The sequence below is a fragment of the Pseudomonas sp. SH10-3B genome, from assembly GCF_019891415.1.
In the GTDB taxonomy this organism is placed as follows: domain Bacteria; phylum Pseudomonadota; class Gammaproteobacteria; order Pseudomonadales; family Pseudomonadaceae; genus Aquipseudomonas.
In genome coordinates, this window is sequence record NZ_JAFLXD010000022.1 from 15417 (window position 1) to 33941 (window position 18525).

Sequence of the window (18525 nt, forward strand, 5' to 3'; positions counted from 1 at the left end):
TCACCTTCTCCTGGCTCTATAAGTTTGGCGCCACTTCGCGCCAAGGGGCGAAGTAACCCTCGACTAATAGAGAGAAGGACACTTCCATGATCAGCTCCATCAACACCGTACAACTCCCCGCTCAATACCCCCCTGCGCCGCAGGATGACGCAGCCCCCCAACGCAAGAAGCGCAGCATCGAAGAACCTCAGTCGCAACTGGAGCCTCAGGAGTCCGACGGTTCGGCGCGCGACCGCCGAACCGGAAGTGGCAGCCTGGACAGCCTGGGTAGAGGAAACTTGCTCTAAACCGCATGAAGAGGGGCAGCGCACTGCCCTTCTTCTCTACCGACCGCCGCGCCTTAACAAAACACTGACATACGTTGCGCTAACCTTGCCGGTTCAATCCTGGCCGGAGCCTTTGACTGCATGCCACACCCCGACACCTTGCCCGCCGTACTCGCCGGCCCTCTGCTGCGGCGCCTGGAACCCCGGCGCCTGGTGCTGTGGCTGGTAGGAAGCCGCGCATTGCCCCTGACCCTGAAGCTGCACTGTGCCGAACGGAGCCTGGAAATACCCCTGGGCCAGGACCAGTGCCAGATCGTGCCAGTGGGGCGCCAGGCGTTTATCCACCTGATTGATGTACGGTTGGACGCGGCGCTGCCCCAGGACGTGATCATCAACTATGACCTGCTGGTCGAGCATGCCGGCATTGCCGAGTGGGCCCCGCACCTGCTGTACGCCGACACGCGATGCCCAAGTTTCGTGCTGCACAGCCATATCCATCAGCTGGTACACGGCTCGTGCCGTAAACCTCACCACAAGGCCGACGAAGGCCTGCTCTGCGTCGATCGCCTGCTGGCCGATGCACAGACCCCAGCCGACCGCCCGGCCTTGCTGATGATGAGCGGCGACCAGGTGTACGCCGACGATGTCGCCGGACCGATGTTGCGGGCGATCCATGAGCTGATTGCGCGCCTGGGCCTGTTCGATGAGTACCTGGAAGGCGCCGTGGTAGATGACAGCAGCAGCCTCTATGGGCATCGCGCCAGCTACTACAATCGCGCCGATCTGCTCCCCGCGCTGGACAGCAACGAGACCCTGCGCGAGCGTTTTTTTGGTGGCGTGAAAAAGCCGATTTTCACCAGCAGTACCGCCGACAATCACCTGGTGACCTTCGCCGAAGTCATGGCGATGTACCTGCTGGTGTGGTCGCCCACACCCTGGTCGCTGATCACTGCACAGCCACCGCAACTGGACGCCGATGAAGCCGCGCGCTATGCCCGCGAACAGGTGCACGTGGATAAATTCCGCGATGGCTTGCCGGGCGTGGCACGCGTATTCGCCCATCTGCCCACCTTGATGATCTTTGACGATCACGACATCACCGACGACTGGAACCTCAGCGCGCAATGGGAAGAAACCGCCTACGGCCATCCGTTCTCCAAACGCATCATCGGTAACGCGCTGCTGGCCTACCTGCTGTGCCAGGGCTGGGGGAATAACCCGGACGCCTTTGATGAACTGGTGGGCCAAACCCAGGCACTGGCCACCCAGGCGCAGAACAATCACCTGGACGCCCAGGCGCAGGATGATTTGCTGGCGGCGCTGCTGAAATTCCAGCGGTGGCATTACGTCCTGCCTACCACCCCGGCCCTGGTGGTGCTCGACACCCGCACCCGGCGCTGGCGCAGCGAATTCAACCTCAAGCAACCCTCCGGCCTGCTGGACTGGGAAGCCTTGAGCGAACTGCAACAGGAACTGCTCGACCATCCCTCGGCCATCATCGTCTCCCCTGCGCCTGTCTTTGGCGTCAAGCTGATCGAGACCGTGCAGAAGGTCTTCAGTTGGTGCGGGCACCCTTTGCTGGTGGACGCGGAAAACTGGATGGCCCATCGCGGCGCGGCGCAGGTGATCCTCAATATTTTTCGCCACTCGCGCACACCCGGTAACTACGTGATCCTCTCGGGCGACGTGCACTACTCGTTCGTCTATGAAGTACTGATCCGCCATCGCAACGCCGGTCCCAGGATCTGGCAGATCACCAGCAGCGGCATCAAGAACGAATTTCCACCGCGATTGCTGGAATGGTTCGACCGCCTCAATCGCTGGCTGTACTCGCCACGTTCGCCCCTCAACTGGTTCACTCGCCGCCGCACCATGCAGGTGGTGCCGCATATCCCGGAACATGCCGAGGCCGGTGAACGGTTATGGAATTCGGCAGGGATTGGCCAAGTGTTTTTCAACGAGCGGGGGCAGCCTGACACGATTTACCAGCACAACGCTGATGGGAGGACACGTACCAGGATGATCGCGCCGAAGTAATAGCCCATTGCCAGCCCTCCTATAGTCGCCCATTCGTTCTATTCAAAGCGCACAAGCTCCGATGTACAGTAGCGCCAGCCACGGAGTATCGGCATCAACATGGTTGGCCCTGGACGCCAACCCATGCAAGGAGCGCGCAGATGGACGATATTTCCGACGACAACAACCTGACGGGTGATTTCTCTCACCTCAATGCCGACATGCTGCATACCGTGCTGGAGTTGGTCAGCGACGGGATCTGGGACTGGAACGCCAATACCGGGTTCGTCTACCGCAACCCGGGCTGGTACGAGATGCTGGGCTACCCCCGCCATTCCCTGGAAAACAGCGTGTTCACCTGGGAGAACGTCATCCACCCGGACGATTACCCCCAGGTGATGACGTTGTTCGATGACTACATCAACCGTCGCGCCCCCCATTATCAAATCGAATACCGTTGCCGCAAAAAAGATGGCAGTTACCTGTGGATCGAAGACCGGGGCTACGTGATTGCGCGCAACCCCGACGGCTCGGTGGCGCGGATGGTGGGCGCCCATCGCGATATTCATCTGCGCAAGTGCTCCGTCGAACAGCTGGAGCGGCGCAACCAATCGCTTGAGGCGCTGGTGGCCGAGCGCACGCGCGAACTGTCGCGAGTCAATCAGCAGTTGCAATTGCAGCTGGACGAAAATCGCTCCCTGGCCGAACGGGATGCCCTGACCCTCGTTGCCAACCGCTACCGCTTGGAAAAAGTCCTGCTGGAAGAGTGCGACCGCGCCCAGCGTTTTCGCCTGCCGCTGGCATTGATTGCGATGGATATCGATGACTTCAAGCCAATCAATGACCAGCATGGTCACGGCGTGGGCGACCAAACCCTTTTGCAGGTAGTGGAATGCCTGGAAAGCTGCCTGCGCCCAGGCGACCTGCTGGCCCGCTGGGGTGGCGATGAGTTCATCGCGGTCCTGCCCAAAAGCGCACTGCAAACCGCCAGGGAACTGGCCGAGAAAATCTGCCAAAAAATGCGCAAGATCCCGATGCGCGGCGGCCTCCACGTCACCCTCAGCGTGGGCGTGGCCGAGCGCCGTATGGATGAGTCCCCCAGCGCCCTGATGGCGCGTGCCGATCAGGCGTTGTATCGCGCCAAGGCGGCGGGCAAGGATGGGGTGTCGGCGTAACATCGATGGGGCTACGACGTTGCCCAAAACGAGCTTTTGGCAACAGCTCTTCCGATTTGGAATGACCCGGCGATTTTATTTCGTTTGCGGCAGTGCCTGGCACACGGCTTAGATAAAAGACGCCCGCCACTGCCGAGTCCGACGTTCATGAGCCGCGAAACCATCAGCCAGTCGATATCCATCGTTCATCCCATCAGCCTCAGCCATGGCAGGAATGCCGAGGTCTGGGACACCACGGGCAAACGCTATATCGACTTTGTCGGCGGGATCGGCGTGCTCAACCTTGGCCATTGCCACCCGGGCGTGGTGGCGGCCATCCGTGAACAAGCAACGAAGTTGACCCACTATGCGTTCAACGCCGCGCCACACACGCCCTACATCGAACTGATGGAGCGCCTGACCGGGTTTATCCCGGTGGACTACCCCGTCAGCGGCATGCTCACCAACAGCGGCGCAGAAGCCGCAGAAAACGCCTTGAAGATCGTCCGCGGCGCCACTGGCCGCACGGCGGTGATCGCCTTTGACGGTGCCTTCCACGGCCGCACCCTGGCCACCCTCAACCTCAATGGCAAGGTGGCCCCCTACAAACAAAAGATCGGCGGACTGCCCGGCCCGGTGTATCACCTGCCCTACCCCAGCGCCGATAACGGCGTGAGCTGCGCCGAAGCCCTGAAGGCCATGGACCGCTTGTTCAGCGTGGAAATCGACGTCAATGACGTCGCCTGTTTCATCATCGAGCCGGTGCAAGGTGAAGCAGGTTTCCTCGCCCTGGATGTCGAGTTTGCCCAGGCGTTGCGACGCTTGTGCGATGAGAAAAACATCCTGCTGATTGCCGATGAAATCCAATCCGGCTTCGGTCGCACCGGCCAGCGTTTCGCCTTCTCACGCCTGGGCATCGAACCTGACCTGATCCTGCTGGGCAAAAGCATTGCGGGCGGCATGCCGTTGGGCGCGGTGGTCGGACGCAAGGCGTTGATGGACAACCTGCCCAAAGGCGGGTTGGGCGGGACGTACTCCGGCAACCCCATCGCCTGCGCAGCGGCGCTGGCCACCCTCGATGCAATGACCGATGAACATGTGCAGGCCTGGGGATCGCAGCAGGAAGAAGCGATCGTCGGCCGCTATGAAGCCTGGCGCTCACAGCACCTGTCGCCGTACCTGGGCCGCCTGACCGGCGTCGGTGCCATGCGCGGCATCGAACTGGCCAGCGCCGATGGCACGCCGGCGCCCCAGCAACTGACCCAATTGCTGAGCCTGGCGCGAGACGCCGGGTTGCTGTTGATGCCCAGCGGCAAGTCGCGGCACATCATCCGCCTGTTGGCACCGCTGACCATTGAGCCTGCGGTGCTGGAAGAAGGGCTGGATATTCTCCAGGCGTGCCTCAAGCAGTTGGTTTAACCCCCCGCCTGCGCCGTTCGGCAGCCGTGCTCCACGATAAGGGCATTGTGCTGCCTTGACCTGACCTCCCTCCCCGCTGAAAATGCGCGACGCTTTTTGTCCCCCGTTTACTGAAGTAGTGAAATTTCAATGTCCGATTCTTACACCGAACAAGCCGCCGAAGAATCCGTAGTCGCCTTGCACGCCAAAGCTGAATACGAAAACGCCATCAATCTTTCACAGCATGTGCCAGCCGCCAAGATCATCAGCGAGATGGTGCTGGACGCCTTTCACACCTCCAAGGAAAGCGACCAGATCCGCGAACTGCGCGTCGCCATCCGCCAGGCCCACGACAGCTTCGACGACGACAAGGCCTACGACCTGATGGGCCAGCTCAAGCAGCTCAAGGACGCCGAAGCCGCTGACAACATCGCCCTTGAAGACCTGAGCAGCAAATTCTCCATCAGCCGTATCCTGTCGAGCTTCAAGGATGATCCGGAGTTTCAGGAGCTGGTCTACGGGCTGGCCCTCAAGGTGCTGAACCAGTCTCACCAGGCCATCAGCAACCCAAGCGCCGGCAAAGGCAAGGCGGCTCGTCCCAAGAAAGAAGCCGAAGTGTTTGTGATCAGCAAGGACGGCATCAGCGTGACCCTGCCGCTGCGCACGCCACGCTCGCGGCTGAACGTCGACCGTGAGGCGTTTGAGTTCCTGGGTTTCAGCTTTGTAGGCGAAGGTGATGAAGCCGAGCTGGAGGTTGAAAGCTTTGTGGATAACGCCGGCGTCGAGCAGCCGCTGAGCCGCAAGAGCGTGATTACTGCGCTGCAACAGCAGACGGCGTTTGAGGGTTACAGCATCGCGCAGCAGTGACACCACTGAACTGAATGTGGGAGGCAGAAGGCCCCTCCCACATCGGCGCTAGACCGTCGCCGCAAACACCTCGCGAAACCGCTCCATCTCCCGCTTGCTCCCCACCGTCACGCGCACCCACTGCGGCCAGTTTTTCCACACCCGTCCGATCAGCACGCCGTGCGTGGCAAGTTTCTCGATGACCTGCTCGGCCGGTTGCTTCACATTGATCATGAAGCAGTTGGCCTGGGAGGCCGTGCAGGTGAAGCCACGGTCCTTGAGCCAGGTGATTGTTTCATCGCGCAACTGGGCATTGAGGGCCTTGCGTTGTGGCAGCAGCTTCACATCCTCCAGGCTGGCGAGACCGCCGAGCAAGGAGGAACCCGCCGGGACATTTTCACCGCCGAACACCGCCAGCCTTTCCAGCAGTGCCGGGTGGCCGATCGCCAGGCCCAGGCGGGCGCCGGCCATGCCGTAGATCTTCGAGAAGGTGCGCAAGACCAGCAGGTCGTCATGGTCCTTGACCCAGCTCACCACGCTTGGGGTGTCGGCGAAGTCGATGTAGGCCTCGTCCACCACCAGCACGCTGCCCTTGGGTTTGTTCGCCAGCGCCTGACGGATGGCGTCGGTTGGGGTCAGGGTGCCGGTGGGATTGTTGGGGTTGCACAGGTAGAGCATGCCGGCCTGGGGATCGGCAGCGAGCATGGCCGGGATGTCGTGGGCATGCTCGGCATTGAGATCCACTTCGTGCACCGGTGCCTTGCGTGATTCGGCCGCCTGGCGGGGTACTTCGTAGGAGGGTGTGGCCATCACCAGGCTGCGGGTTTCACTGGTAAACGCCAGCACCGCGTAGCGCAGCGCGGCCATGGAGCCGGCGAACACCGCCACCTGCTCTTCGGCAATCCCGTGCTGCTGGGCAAACAAGCCGGCCAAGGCGTACATGTGTTTGTACGGATATCGCCCGGCTGTCGCGATGCCGCGCTGCATTGCTTCGCGGGCCGCCGTCGAAGGCCCGTAAGGGCTTTCGTTGTAGTTGAGCAGCACCTTGTCAGTCTTGGTCGGCGCAGGTGCGGCGACCGCCCAATCCAGGCGTCCAAGCAAAGGCAGGGCGGCACCCAGGGCGAGAAGGGATCGACGACTAACGCTGACCATGGTGACTACTCCTTGTAGGCGGGGATGGATTCGCACAACTCGTATAGAAGGGTATGACGAGACAAGGCCCGAAGGATTTAACCGAGCCCTATGAAAAAGCCCCGTACTGCTTGCGAAGACGGGGCTTTTTTTCGGCGCGGGTTTCAATGTCCCCCGTAGTCAGCGATAGGGTATTTCGCGCACAAGGCCTCAAGTTCTAAGCGCAATTGTTGCTGCAGGAGTGGTTCAAGCCGGTATTCGTGCTCCCCCAGCGGGGTGACACTGTCGAGTACCCGGCACACCAGATCGACGATGTGCCGACAACCATCGGTATCCACATCGCGTTGCGCCATGGAGCCCGTGCCGATACACAAGCCACTGGCAACCGCAGACGAACGCGTCTCCCCCGGTATGCGGTTTTTATTCACCACGATACCGCAGCTCTCCAGCGCCGACTCGGCGATGGCACCGGTCATGCCGCCGCGCAAGCGAATCAGCACGGTGTGGTTTTCACTGCGCCCGCCGACCACTTCATAGTCATGGGCCTGAAACGCACTGGCGACTTCATCGGCCAGGGTGCGAATCCGCCCCATGCACGCGTCGAACGCCGGCGTCATCGCGTAGCCCAGCGCTGCCGCTTTGGCGGCGATCATATTGACCGCCGGCGCGCCCTGCATGCGTGGGAAAACGGCTTGATCCAGCACACGGCTGAAGGTCGCCCTCAAGCCCGGCACCTTGGTATGGGCGTCGCGGCCAGACAGGATCAGGCCACCGCGCGGTCCACCGAGCTGCTTGTGGGTACAGGTAGTGGTGACGTGCGCGGCGTTGATCGGGCTCGGGTGCCGCCCCGTCACGACCAGCCCCGCAATATGAGAAATGTCGGCGAGCAGGATCGCACCGGCCTCATCGGCAATGGCACGAAACCGCTCGAAATCCACCACCCGTGAATAAGCCGATGCCCCGCAGATGATGATGCGCGGACGATGGGCAAGCGCCAGGCTGCGCACCTGCTCGTAATCGATCAGGCCCTCGGCGGTCGTGCCGTAGCGGATGGCCTTGTAGTAGGCACCGGTAAATACAGCGGGGCTGCCATGGGTCAGGTGCCCACCGTGATCGTGGGCCATGCCCAGCAAGGTATCCCCCGGTTCAAGCAAGGCGGACAGCACTTGGGCGTTGGCGTTGGAAGCCGAGTGCGACTGCACGCCGGCGTAGTGGGCATCGAACAGTTCACGCGCCCTGCGGATAGCCAGCGACTCGACCAGGTCGACATTCTCGCAGCCCGCCCGATGGCGTCGGCCAGGCGCGCCCTCGGCGGTGATATTGACCAGTGCAGACGCGGAGGCCACCAGGGTGCGGGGCTTGACCGCACAGGAGGACGCGACCAATGACAGCGTGCGGTGTTGGCGCGCCACTTCTGCGTCCAGCAGCATCGCCAGCTCCAGGTCTTCGGCATGCAGCTCCGCCATGCCTCGGCGCAACAGGTCAGCCTGATCCTGCAGGTGTACGGTATTGACTGCCATGGGCAATGTCCCTTCCTTGGTCACTACGTGTCGGTCCGTCCTGAACCGTGGCGCCCAATTAAACAGGAAATTAAACATTTTCCAAATTAAATGTTCGCTTTTGTCCCCCTTTGTCGAGCGCATGGCCATTTGCCTTGCCCTCGGGTCATGCCGAGCATCCGGGGCTTTATTCTTGAGGCGCACGCGTGCAACACTTGCGCCCGCCGCGAAGCCTGAACGCCCTGGATGGGCACTTCATCGCTGAAACAGCCGGCGGCCCGTCTTCAAAGATCAACGGTTTTTACTAAAAGGAAGTGGTGAGCACGTGATGCACAGACGAGAAAAAACCGAACATTTGAAGAGCAACATCAAGTACCTGATCAAGAGCCGCGGCGAGACTCAACTGTCGTTGTGCAACGCCGCCGGCCTGACGCGTACCACCATCTACAACATCCTCGAAGGCAAGGTCGTCAACGTTCAACAGTCGACCCTGCGCAAGATTTCAGATTTCTTCGGCGTGTCCTACGAAGAAATCGAGACCATCGATTTTGAAGCCAAGGAAATCATCGAGAGCAGTGTCTCGCCCCAAGGCAACATGAACCCGGCGGCAGTGCCTGTGCTCAAGCAAAGCCAGGTCATGCAGCACCTCGACAAGCGCATTGGCGAACTGGCCACCCTCTTCCCGCTCACGTACTACTTCGGCACGTCCCATAACCTGATCGGCGTGCGGTTGGAGCATCCCATCGCGGGTGTGAACGAACCCGGTGACCTGTTGATCATCCAGAAGGGTTCATCGAGCGACACCAAGGAAAAGCTGGTGTTCGACAGGGTCACTCAGGCGCTGTTGATCAGCCGTGAGGCCTGCGTCAACTCAGAACGCCTGTGTGTACTGGGCGACATCATTGAGGAGCGCTTCAATGACCACGTATGAAAGCGAGATCGAAAACAGCAAGTACAAACTGCTTGGGTTCGAAAATGACAAGAGCCTGGCCGTGATCATGATCATCGCCACGGGCAAGATCATCCGGGTCAAGTTGAGCGAAGTCATCAACAGCGAAATCATGGACAACTTAAATAAAATGGAAGTTAAAAACCTGTACAAGAAGTTCTATTCCCAAGGCGGCGCGGTGACCGCATACGACCTCAATGATCGTAATGAAAATTCATGGATGATCTACATCATCCTGAACCTGCTGCTGTTCACTTTTTATATTTTCACCAGCATCGCCGCGACCAAACCGATCTACATCGAGTCGCTCGACATCATCGTCACGCCCGGCACTTTCCTGTATCCGCTGACCTTTTTGATCGTAGACCTGCTCAACGAAAACTTCGGTTTGAGACTCGCCAGAAAGGCCATTCTGTTTGCCTTTGCCAGCAACGCGATGATCATCATCCTGCTGTACGGCTCGACCTTTCTCCCCGGCCTGCCGGGTTGGAAACTCGACGGACCTTACAACGACGTGATCGTCCAGGTGTCGTCGGTGTTGATCGCCTCTTCGGTGTCGTTTCTGGTCTCGGAAAACATCAACTCGTATTTGCTGTGCAAGATCAAAGAGCTGACCAATTCCAAATACCTGTACCTGCGCATATTCCTCAGTACGTTCTTCGCGGTGATTATCGACAGCTTCCTGTTCTGCTTCATCGCGTTCTACGGCGCCATGCAGACCAGCGACATCCTGAGCATGATCTACGTACAGATCGCGATCAAAGTCGGCTTTGCGTTCTTCAATATCCTGCCGGCCTACGGTGCGCGCTCGTTGTTCAAGCGCTACCTGACCAACGCCACTGCCTGATTTGCGTAGCAGCTATCGAGCCTTGCCGAGGCTCGATAGCTGCGCAGTGGGGGGGTTAGTTCAGCTGTAACTTCTGCTTCAGGCTCTGCATGACCGTTGCCTTGTTCTGCAGGTACTCATTCAAGCCGCGTGCCCGCAGGTTGCAGGCATCACACTGGCCACAGCCGGTACCGATAATGCCGTTGTAGCAGGTCAATGTCTGCTCGCGGACCAGGTCCAGTTGCTGGTGGTAATCCGCCAGTGCCCAGGTCTCAGCCTTGTTCAGCCACATCAGCGGGGTTTCCAGGCGTACGTCGTATTCCATGCCCAGCTTGAGCGCCTGGTTCAGGGCCTTGACGAATTCATCGCGGCAATCGGGGTAGCCGGAGAAGTCGGTTTCACACACGCCGGTGATGACCGTCTCGGCCTTGACCTGATACGCGTAGATGGCCGCCAGGGTTAAAAACAGAATATTGCGGCCCGGCACAAAGGTGCTCGGCAGGCTTTCCCCCGAGCTGTTCACGGTCGGCACCGGGATGTTGTCGCGGGTCAGGCTGCTGATCGCCAGTTCGTTGAGCAAGGACACGTCCATCACTTTGTGAACGGTGGCCCCGAGTTGCTTGGCAAGCTGCTGGGCGACTTCGATTTCCGCCACATGGCGCTGACCGTAATCGAAGGTGATGCAGTGCACTTCGTCATACAGCGGCAGCGCCTGGATCAGGCAGGTCGTCGAATCCTGACCGCCACTGAACACCATAACGGCTTTTTTACTCATCACTTTGCTTCCTGCATGGGTTGGGTTTGGTCATAGTTTAAAGGTCACTCAATAAAAAACCCCGCGCTTCTTTCGAAGGCGGGGCCTTTTGACTACTCGGACACTCAGTGTGCGTAGGTCAGCAACAGCTCTTTCGGTACTTGGAAATCCAGGGACATCATCACGCTGAGCGCGGTGATGGTGAAGATCGAGAACACGAACAGCTTGCGCGCCCAGACGGTGTCATCCACCGCCTTGTAGCCGGTCCAGGCCATGTACAACCAGTACATGCCCATGGCGGCGGCGACGGCAAGGTAGCTCATGCCGGCGTAGCCACTGAAGGTCAACATCAAGGTCGCCACAAGGAAGGCCAGGATGTAGAGCAGGATGTGCTTCTTGGCGACCTGGATGCCACGCTTGACCGGAAGGACCGGAATCGAAGCCGCCAGGTAGTCGTTGAAGCGGAAGATCGCGATGGCGTAGGAATGCGGCATCTGCCACAGGCTGAACATCACCAGCAGCACCAGCGCAGCCATGTCGAAGCTATTGGTCACAGCCACATAACCAATCACCGGCGGCATCGCCCCCGACAGACTGCCCACCAGCGTGCCGTGAACCGACTTGCGCTTGAGGTACAGGCTGTAGAGGCCGACGTAGATGACAAAACCGATCACGGCAAACAACGCCGCCAGCGGGTTGGCCACCTTGTACAACAAGACCACACCGGCAACACCCAGGACGGTCGCGAAGATCAGCGCCAGTTTCAGGGAAATAAGCCCCTGGACCAGCACGCGATTCTTGGTGCGCTCCATCTTGATATCGATGTCACGGTCGATGCAGTTGTTGAAGACACAACCGGAAGCTACCACCAGGGACGTGCCGATCATCGCAGCCAGGAAGATGGCCAGATCGACATGTCCCTTGGAGGCCAGGAAGAAACCGCCCGCCACAGAAAGCACGTTACCGAAAATGATCCCCGGTTTGGTGATTTGGATAAAGTGCTTAAGCGACATCGGGTCTTACCTCACTTCGCCATCATGAACGTATGGATGCTGAACATGATCCATATCGACAGGCCAACCAGCAGCAGGATTACTAATCCTGCGAACACGAACGCAATCACGTTATCGCGCTGCTCTTTAGAACGATCCAGGTGCAGGAAGTACACCAGGTGAACCAGAACCTGAATCACCGCGAACGCCAGCACGATCATCAAGGTGATCGACTTCGGCAGGGTCGGGTACATCACCAGACCGAACGGGATGAGCGTCAGGATTACCGACAGGATGAAGCCGATGGCGTACGACTTAACGCTGCCGTGGCTCGAATCATGGCTGTCATGGTCATGGGAGTGTGCATTAGCCATTACAGAGTCCCCATCAGGTAAACAACGGTGAAGACGCAGATCCAGACCACGTCCAGGAAGTGCCAGAACAGGCTCAGGCAAGTCAGGCGAGTCTTGTTGGTGTTGGTCAGGCCGTGTTTATTGACCTGATACATCATCACCGCCATCCACAGCAGGCCGGCAGTTACGTGCAGACCGTGGGTGCCGACCAGCGTGAAGAACGCCGACAGGAAACCGGAACGGTGCGGGCCGTAGCCTTCGGAGATCAGCAGGTGGAACTCGTTGATCTCCATGCCGATGAAGCCCAGGCCGAACAGGAAGGTCATACCCAGCCAGGTCAGCACGCCTTTCTTGTTGCCCTTGTAGAAGGCCAACATGGCGAAGCCGTAGGTGATCGAACTGAACAACAGCAAGGCGGTTTCGCCGAGCACGTAAGGCAGTTCGAAGATGTCGTGGCCCGACGGGCCACCCGCTACGTTGTTTACCAGTACCGCGTACACCGCGAAGATCGACGCAAACAGAATGCAGTCGGTCATCAGGTAGAGCCAGAAACCGAAGACGGTTATTGGCCCGGAGTCGTGGTGATGGTCATCGTGCCCATGGTCATCGACATGGGCGTGTCCAGCATTGGTCACTAAGTTCGACATGGTTTAAGCCTGTTCCAACGAGGTTTCTACACGGTTGGCCGGGATTTTCTTCTCGGCGACCAGGCGAGCGTGCTGCTCGGCTTCGATGCGTTCGATCGTTTCGACCGGCACCATGTAGCCTTGATCATCACGTGCAGCGTGGACGATGAAGTAACCGATGGTGCCTACCAGGCCCACGATCGCCAGCCACCAGATGTGCCAGATCATCGCGAAACCGAACACGGTCAACAGCGCACCCATCACCACGCCAGTGGCGGTGTTGTTTGGCATGTGGATCGGTTCGTAGTGCTTAGGCTTCTGGTACGCAGTACCGTCTTCCTTGGCTTCGGTGAACGCATCAATGGTGTTCGCAGTAGGGATCACGGCGAAGTTGTAGAACGGCGGTGGCGACGAGGTCGACCATTCCAGGGTGTGGCCATTCCATGGGTCGCCGGAGTCGCAAGCGTTCTGCTTACGGTCACGGATGCTCACGTACAGTTGGATCAACTGGCAGGCAATACCCACAGCGATCATGATTGCACCGAACATGGCGACGTACAGGTACGGCACCCACTCAGGGTTGGTGGTGGCGTTCAGACGACGGGTCATGCCCATGAAGCCCAGTGCATAGAGCGGCATGAACGCGACGAAGAAGCCCGAGATCCAGAACCAGAATGCAGCCTTGCCCCAACCTTCGTGCAGCTTGAAGCCGAACGCTTTCGGGAAGTAGAAGCTGAAACCAGCGATGTAGCCGAATACAGCACCACCGATGATCACGTTGTGGAAGTGAGCGATCACGAACAGGCTGTTGTGCAGGACGAAGTCAGCACCTGGGATGGCCAGCAGTACGCCGGTCATGCCGCCGATGGCGAAGGTCACCATGAAGCCCAGGGTCCACAGAACCTGGCTGGTGATGCGCAGACGGCCGTGGTAGATGGTGAACAGCCAGTTGAATAGCTTCACCCCCGTCGGGATGGAAATCAGCATTGTCGCCAGGCCGAAGAAGGCGTTGACGCTGGCCCCCGAACCCATGGTGAAGAAGTGGTGCAGCCAAACCATGAAGCCCAGCACCGAGATCGCGCCGGAGGCGTAGACCATCGAGTGGTGACCGAACAGGCGCTTGCCGGTAAAGGTCGAGATCACTTCGGAGAAGATACCGAACGCTGGCAGGATCAGGATGTACACCTCAGGGTGACCCCATGCCCAGAACAGGTTCACGTACATCATTGGATTGCCACCAAGTTCATTGGTGAAAATGTGGAAATCCAGGTAACGGTCAAGCGACAGCAGCGCCATGGTCGCGGCCAGGATCGGGAACGAAGCCACGATCAGGACGTTGGCCCAGGTGCAGGTCCAGGTGAAGATCGGCATGTCCATCAGTTTCATGCCAGGGGCGCGCATTTTCAGCACGGTGGCCAGGAAGTTGACCCCCGTCAGCGTCGTCCCGAGTCCTGATAACTGTAGCGCCCAGATGTAGTAGTCCACACCCACGCCAGGGCTGTACTGGATACCCGACAATGGCGGATACGCAACCCAACCGGTCTTGGCGAATTCGCCGACGCCCAGGGATACGTTGATCAGCACCACGCCGGAAACCAGCAGCCAGAAGCTCAGGGAGTTCAGGAACGGGTAGGCAACGTCACGCGCACCAATCTGCAGCGGCAAGGCAAGGTTCATCAGGCCGGTGAAGAAAGGCATCGCCATGAAGATGATCATGATCACACCGTGGGCGGTGAAGATCTGGTCATAGTGTTCAGGCGGCAGGTAGCCAGGCGAACCCTCGGTGGCCATGGCCAGCTGGGTACGCATCATGATGGCGTCGGCAAAACCACGCAGCAGCATGACCATGGCAACGATGACGTACATGACACCGATTTTCTTGTGGTCGACCGACGTCAGCCACTCGGTCCACAGGTAGGTCCACTTCTTGAAATAAGTGATTGCTGCAAACAGTGCCAGACCACCCAGCGCGATCATGGCGATGGTAATCATCACAATCGGCTCGTGGAACGGGACCGCATCCCAACTTAATTTACCAAACATCGTTTACTCCTCTGCCCCAGCAGTTGAATGCGAGCCCGTGTCAGAACCTTCAACCGCGGCCACTTCTTTCTTCTCGTGCTTGACCGGCTTGCCTGGCTTCATACCTTCGTACTTGTCGACGATTTTCTGAAACAGGTTCGGCTCATACGTGGAGTACAGAGCGACTGGGTTGTTCTGGCTTGGTTTGGTCAGGGCGTCGTATTCAGCTTGATCAAGCTGTTTAGGTGCGGCCTTGACTTCGGCTACCCAGGCGTTGAAATCTTCCTGGCTCGTCGAGATCGCTTTGAATTTCATGCCGGTGAAGCCAGCGCCGCTGTAGTTCGCGGAGATGCCTTCCATTTCAGCTTTTTCGTTGGCGATCAGGTGCAGTCGGGTCTGCATGCCTGCCATCGCGTAGATCTGACCGCCCAGGGCAGGGATGAAGAACGAGTTCATCACAGCGTCGGAGGTGATCCGGAAGTTAAGCGGGGTGTTCTCAGGGAAGCGAATCTGGTTAACCGTGGCGATACCCAGGTCCGGGTAGATGAACAGCCACTTCCAATCCAGCGCGACCACTTCGATGTTGATCGGCTTGACGTCGGACTCCAGCGGACGGTACGGGTCCAGCTCGTGGGTCGACTTATAGGTGATGTAACCCAGGGCGATGATGATGAGGATCGGGACCAGCCACACCGCGATTTCGATCTTGGTGGAGTGCGACCACTTAGGCGCGTAGGTCGCGCTGGTGTTCGACGCGCGGTATTTCCAGGCGAAGGCAAAGGTCATGATGATCACAGGCACCACGACCAACAGCATCAGCAGGGTGGCAGTGATGATCAGGTTTCGTTGATCCAGACCGATCTGTCCTTTCGGGTCCATCAAGGTCCACTTGCAGCCTCCCAGCATTAACATCATGCCAAGCAGCGGCAAAAAGCCTAGTAATCGGGGGTACCTGTTTTTACTCATCTCACGACCTCTAAAGCAGCTTGCGCAATGCAGTTGGGTTTTGATCGCCAACACTTCACCCTGCCAAGGGTTGGCATTTCTCTTCGATTGAATAAGAGCCTGCCCGGCACGCCATACGGAGCGTTTCACGGACCTGCGGTGAGTTCTTATTCGATTTCGTGGTTAAAGGCCTTGTTACAGACCAATTCCATTTGGTGCGGATAGTTGAAAGGCTGCCGGAACCTTGGGGTCGCACAGAGCCATCCATCTGCCCCTCGACCGCTCCAGTGCTCAAATATTGAACAGCACCGGACATTCAGTGCGGGCGATTGTAGTTAGCTAGCGATGTATAAACCATGTCTTATAAAGAAATAATTTTTATCGATTACAGCAATAATCCTTCACCAATATTGCAATGGTTCGCGATCTTATCGCGTTGGATTCTCAACAAAAACCACAAAAATTGCCGTGTTATAGGACAAACCGCCACAGCCCTTACGCCCTGTAAGGGCATGCAAAACCTAACCAACCCCCCAGAAAACAAGGCATTGGGACATCACTCAAAGGCTTGTACGGCGTGAGGTACGTGGCGTCGCCCAAACCACGAACTGACAGCACATCTTGGAGGTTTTTTGCAAATTTAAGCGCGGGTTTGGCCGCTCAGAAACGTCCTGCGGCGGCGTCCGTGTGACAACATGTCGCACACTGCGCGCACCCAAAATTGTCCGGCGTCACGCTCCGTTCACAAAACCCTACATGCAAAACGCCCCGGCCTCCCTTGAAGAAAGACCGGGGCGTTTTGCCGAAGGGTTCAGGCCTTGCGCTGGCGATTACGGTAGATGCCCAGGGGCACCAGGATGACCGTCAACACGAACGCCACCAGCGCCCATTGCGCCAGCGACAGGCCGAGCACCGGCGGGTACGGCGTGCTGCAGAAGCCATCGACCTGGAAGCCCAGCGGGAAGACCTTGGCCAGGGGCAGGTCGTCGACGATGGGTTGCAGCACATCGACGCCGCAGCTCACCTGTGGGAAGAACTGGGTGTACACATGGTGACCGGCCGCAGCCACCCCGCCGAGGGCGCTGAGTACCACCAGGCCTTCGAACAGCGTGATGGCGCCCTTGGTACGCATCGCCGCACCGATGAACGCGAAGATCGCAATCAACAGCAAGGCGTAGCGTTGCAGGATGCACAACGGGCAAGGCGCCTCGCCCAACACCACCTGCATGTACAACGCACCACCGATCAGCGCCAGGCAGATGATGCCCAGCAACACCAGAAAGCGCCGCTCCCTGCCTAAACGCAATTCGTCACTCATCCCCGTATCCCTTTGTTTGGTTGTGCCAATGGCCGCAAGTTTACACACAGAGAGTGGTTTAAACAGAGAGGGGTTAACAGGGGATTAATCGGGAGGAACAGAGATCAAAATGTGGGAGGGGCTTGCCCCTCCTACATTTTTGACCGTGTTACTCCAACGCCGCAGCCGGGCCGAAGAATTCGTAGCGGCTTTGTTTTTCCGGTACACCGAGGGCCTTGAGGTGGCGCTTGATCGCCGCCATGAAACCTTTGGGGCCGAGGAAGTACGCGTCCAGGTCACGCTGCTGCGGCAACCACGCCGCCAATTGCTCCTGGCTCAGCAGGCCGACTTTATCCGCCGCCGGGCTCACGCCGTCGTCCTCGGCATAGCAATAGAAGCGCTTGAGCTGCGGGTGCTTGGCCGCCAGTGCATCCACCCAATCGCGGAACGCATGCACCCCGCCATTACGCGCGCAGTGGATAAAGTGCACCGGACGCCCGGTGGCCAGTGCCGCTTCCAGCATCGGCAAGGTCGGGGTGATCCCTACCCCGCCGCTGATCAGCACCAGCGGCTTATCGCTGGCCGCCAGGGTGAACTCGCCCGACGGCGGAAACAGGTCAATCGTCGCCCCGACCTGCAACTGGTCATGCAGGTAGTTGGAGACCCGCCCACCGGCTTCGCGCTTGACGCTGATGCGGTACTCACCCGCATCACTCAACGCCGACAGTGAATAGTTGCGGCGCACTTCCTCACCGTCGAGTACCAGCCTCATGCCGATGTACTGGCCCGGCGCGGCAGCGAGGATCGCCCCGTTGTCCACCGGCGCGAAATAGAAAGAGGTGATCTCGGCGCTCTCCTCAACACGCTTGACCACGGTAAACGTCCGCGCACCGCGCCAGCCGCCCGGGGCCTGGGCTTTCTCTGCGTAGATGGCCGCCTCGGCCCCAATCAGGATATCCGCCAGTTGGCCGTACGCGGCGCCCCAGGCATTCATCACCTCAGGGGTGGCGATCTCGCTGCCCAGCACCTCGGAAATCGCCCGCAGCAGGCAAGCGCCCACAATCGGGTAATGCTCCGGCAGGATCTGCAGGGCCACGTGCTTGTTGATGATCTTCGCCACCAAGTCGCCCAGTTGGTCGAGCTGGTCGATATGCCGCGCGTACATCAATACGCCATTAGCCAGGGCACGGGGCTGGTCACCGCTGGCCTGGTGGGCCTGGTTGAACAGCGGGCGGACCTCAGGGTACTCGGAGAGCATCATGCGGTAGAAATGGGTGATCAGCGCTTCACCGCCGCTTTCCAGCAGGGGCACGGTGGATTTGACGATGGCACGGTCTTGGGCACTAAGCATGGGAGCCTCCTGGGCTTCTTTACTGATTACCCTTAGCTACTCAGCATTCATGCCAACTAATAAATCCTTTTAATTCAATGGCTTGAATAATATGTAGTCA

The 18525-nt window shown here is 58.9% G+C and carries 17 protein-coding genes; 7 read left to right on the forward strand and 10 right to left on the reverse strand.

From position 1 onward, the window contains the following. Positions 1-86: 86 nt before the first annotated feature. From J1G35_RS17340 to J1G35_RS17360, 5 genes are all read left to right on the forward strand, one after another. A complete protein-coding gene (locus tag J1G35_RS17340) occupies positions 87-287 on the forward strand; it encodes a hypothetical protein (RefSeq protein WP_223015541.1) in 201 nt (66 codons plus the stop codon). A gap of 120 nt (positions 288-407) precedes the next feature. Continuing rightward, positions 408-2303 (forward strand): alkaline phosphatase D family protein, encoded by a 1896-nt coding sequence (locus J1G35_RS17345; protein WP_223015542.1) that lies wholly within the window; start codon positions 408-410, stop codon positions 2301-2303. 140 nt (positions 2304-2443) lie between these two features. Then, complete coding sequence (locus tag J1G35_RS17350; protein WP_223015543.1) at positions 2444-3457, forward strand: diguanylate cyclase; 1014 nt, start codon at positions 2444-2446, stop codon at positions 3455-3457. A 147-nt stretch (positions 3458-3604) separates the two neighbouring features. Then, positions 3605-4855, forward strand: a complete 1251-nt coding sequence (locus tag J1G35_RS17355) for an aspartate aminotransferase family protein (protein WP_223015544.1) — start codon at positions 3605-3607, stop codon at positions 4853-4855. A gap of 129 nt (positions 4856-4984) precedes the next feature. After that, positions 4985-5701 (forward strand): hypothetical protein, encoded by a 717-nt coding sequence (locus J1G35_RS17360; RefSeq protein ID WP_223015545.1) that lies wholly within the window; start codon positions 4985-4987, stop codon positions 5699-5701. Between the two features lie 48 nt (positions 5702-5749). Here the strand turns inward: J1G35_RS17360 and J1G35_RS17365 are convergent, their stop codons facing one another. Next, positions 5750-6832 carry a pyridoxal phosphate-dependent aminotransferase gene (locus J1G35_RS17365; RefSeq protein WP_223015546.1) on the reverse strand — a complete coding sequence of 361 codons (1083 nt, stop codon included), beginning with the start codon at positions 6830-6832 and terminating at the stop codon, positions 5750-5752. 143 nt (positions 6833-6975) lie between these two features. Further along, positions 6976-8331, reverse strand: coding sequence for a serine hydroxymethyltransferase (locus J1G35_RS17370; protein ID WP_223015547.1), 1356 nt, complete (start codon positions 8329-8331; stop codon positions 6976-6978). Positions 8332-8635: 304 nt separating this feature from the next. Between J1G35_RS17370 and J1G35_RS17375 the strand changes: the two genes are divergently transcribed. Both J1G35_RS17375 and J1G35_RS17380 read left to right on the forward strand, forming a co-directional pair. After that, positions 8636-9241 (forward strand): helix-turn-helix transcriptional regulator, encoded by a 606-nt coding sequence (locus J1G35_RS17375; RefSeq protein ID WP_082340957.1) that lies wholly within the window; start codon positions 8636-8638, stop codon positions 9239-9241. After that, the gene (locus tag J1G35_RS17380) at positions 9228-10106 is read left to right on the forward strand and encodes a queuosine precursor transporter (RefSeq protein ID WP_053132091.1); all 879 of its coding nucleotides are present in this window, start codon (positions 9228-9230) and stop codon (positions 10104-10106) included. Before J1G35_RS17375 ends, J1G35_RS17380 begins: the two co-directional genes overlap by 14 nt. Positions 10107-10161: 55 nt before the next feature. On the opposite strand, the gene queC is transcribed toward J1G35_RS17380, so the two are convergent. The 8 genes from queC to hmpA all read right to left on the reverse strand — a co-directional run bounded on the left by queC (position 10162) and on the right by hmpA (position 18425). Next, positions 10162-10860, reverse strand: a complete 699-nt coding sequence (queC, locus tag J1G35_RS17385) for a 7-cyano-7-deazaguanine synthase QueC (protein WP_223015548.1) — start codon at positions 10858-10860, stop codon at positions 10162-10164. A gap of 104 nt (positions 10861-10964) precedes the next feature. Next, positions 10965-11852 carry a heme o synthase gene (gene cyoE / locus J1G35_RS17390; RefSeq protein WP_003176002.1) on the reverse strand — a complete coding sequence of 296 codons (888 nt, stop codon included), beginning with the start codon at positions 11850-11852 and terminating at the stop codon, positions 10965-10967. Between the two features lie 11 nt (positions 11853-11863). Then, complete coding sequence (gene cyoD / locus J1G35_RS17395; RefSeq protein WP_017734785.1) at positions 11864-12205, reverse strand: cytochrome o ubiquinol oxidase subunit IV; 342 nt, start codon at positions 12203-12205, stop codon at positions 11864-11866. Further along, a complete protein-coding gene (locus tag J1G35_RS17400) occupies positions 12205-12831 on the reverse strand; it encodes a cytochrome o ubiquinol oxidase subunit III (protein ID WP_053132085.1) in 627 nt (208 codons plus the stop codon). Before J1G35_RS17400 ends, cyoD begins: the two co-directional genes overlap by 1 nt. 3 nt (positions 12832-12834) lie before the next feature. Then, the gene (cyoB, locus tag J1G35_RS17405) at positions 12835-14853 is read right to left on the reverse strand and encodes a cytochrome o ubiquinol oxidase subunit I (protein ID WP_053132082.1); all 2019 of its coding nucleotides are present in this window, start codon (positions 14851-14853) and stop codon (positions 12835-12837) included. A 3-nt stretch (positions 14854-14856) separates the two neighbouring features. Beyond that, positions 14857-15798 carry a ubiquinol oxidase subunit II gene (gene cyoA, locus J1G35_RS17410; RefSeq protein WP_053132079.1) on the reverse strand — a complete coding sequence of 314 codons (942 nt, stop codon included), beginning with the start codon at positions 15796-15798 and terminating at the stop codon, positions 14857-14859. 790 nt (positions 15799-16588) lie between these two features. After that, positions 16589-17095, reverse strand: a complete 507-nt coding sequence (locus J1G35_RS17415) for a disulfide bond formation protein B (RefSeq protein WP_053132076.1) — start codon at positions 17093-17095, stop codon at positions 16589-16591. Between the two features lie 148 nt (positions 17096-17243). Next, positions 17244-18425 carry an NO-inducible flavohemoprotein gene (gene hmpA / locus J1G35_RS17420; RefSeq protein WP_223015549.1) on the reverse strand — a complete coding sequence of 394 codons (1182 nt, stop codon included), beginning with the start codon at positions 18423-18425 and terminating at the stop codon, positions 17244-17246. Between the last annotated feature and the right edge of the window lie 100 nt (positions 18426-18525).

What these genes read in the sequence shown, in the direction of transcription:
- J1G35_RS17340 (WP_223015541.1), top strand. Translation starts at nt 87, where the DNA reads ATGATCAGCTCCATCAACACCGTACAACTCCCCGCTCAATACCCCCCT.
- J1G35_RS17345 (WP_223015542.1), top strand. Translation starts at nt 408, where the DNA reads ATGCCACACCCCGACACCTTGCCCGCCGTACTCGCCGGCCCTCTGCTG.
- J1G35_RS17350 (WP_223015543.1), top strand. Translation starts at nt 2,444, where the DNA reads ATGGACGATATTTCCGACGACAACAACCTGACGGGTGATTTCTCTCAC.
- J1G35_RS17355 (WP_223015544.1), top strand. Translation starts at nt 3,605, where the DNA reads ATGAGCCGCGAAACCATCAGCCAGTCGATATCCATCGTTCATCCCATC.
- J1G35_RS17360 (WP_223015545.1), top strand. Translation starts at nt 4,985, where the DNA reads ATGTCCGATTCTTACACCGAACAAGCCGCCGAAGAATCCGTAGTCGCC.
- J1G35_RS17365 (WP_223015546.1), bottom strand. Translation starts at nt 6,832, where the DNA reads ATGGTCAGCGTTAGTCGTCGATCCCTTCTCGCCCTGGGTGCCGCCCTG.
- J1G35_RS17370 (WP_223015547.1), bottom strand. Translation starts at nt 8,331, where the DNA reads ATGGCAGTCAATACCGTACACCTGCAGGATCAGGCTGACCTGTTGCGC.
- J1G35_RS17380 (WP_053132091.1), top strand. Translation starts at nt 9,228, where the DNA reads ATGACCACGTATGAAAGCGAGATCGAAAACAGCAAGTACAAACTGCTT.
- queC (WP_223015548.1), bottom strand. Translation starts at nt 10,860, where the DNA reads ATGAGTAAAAAAGCCGTTATGGTGTTCAGTGGCGGTCAGGATTCGACG.
- cyoE (WP_003176002.1), bottom strand. Translation starts at nt 11,852, where the DNA reads ATGTCGCTTAAGCACTTTATCCAAATCACCAAACCGGGGATCATTTTC.
- cyoD (WP_017734785.1), bottom strand. Translation starts at nt 12,205, where the DNA reads ATGGCTAATGCACACTCCCATGACCATGACAGCCATGATTCGAGCCAC.
- J1G35_RS17400 (WP_053132085.1), bottom strand. Translation starts at nt 12,831, where the DNA reads ATGTCGAACTTAGTGACCAATGCTGGACACGCCCATGTCGATGACCAT.
- cyoB (WP_053132082.1), bottom strand. Translation starts at nt 14,853, where the DNA reads ATGTTTGGTAAATTAAGTTGGGATGCGGTCCCGTTCCACGAGCCGATT.
- cyoA (WP_053132079.1), bottom strand. Translation starts at nt 15,798, where the DNA reads ATGAGTAAAAACAGGTACCCCCGATTACTAGGCTTTTTGCCGCTGCTT.
- J1G35_RS17415 (WP_053132076.1), bottom strand. Translation starts at nt 17,095, where the DNA reads ATGAGTGACGAATTGCGTTTAGGCAGGGAGCGGCGCTTTCTGGTGTTG.
- hmpA (WP_223015549.1), bottom strand. Translation starts at nt 18,425, where the DNA reads ATGCTTAGTGCCCAAGACCGTGCCATCGTCAAATCCACCGTGCCCCTG.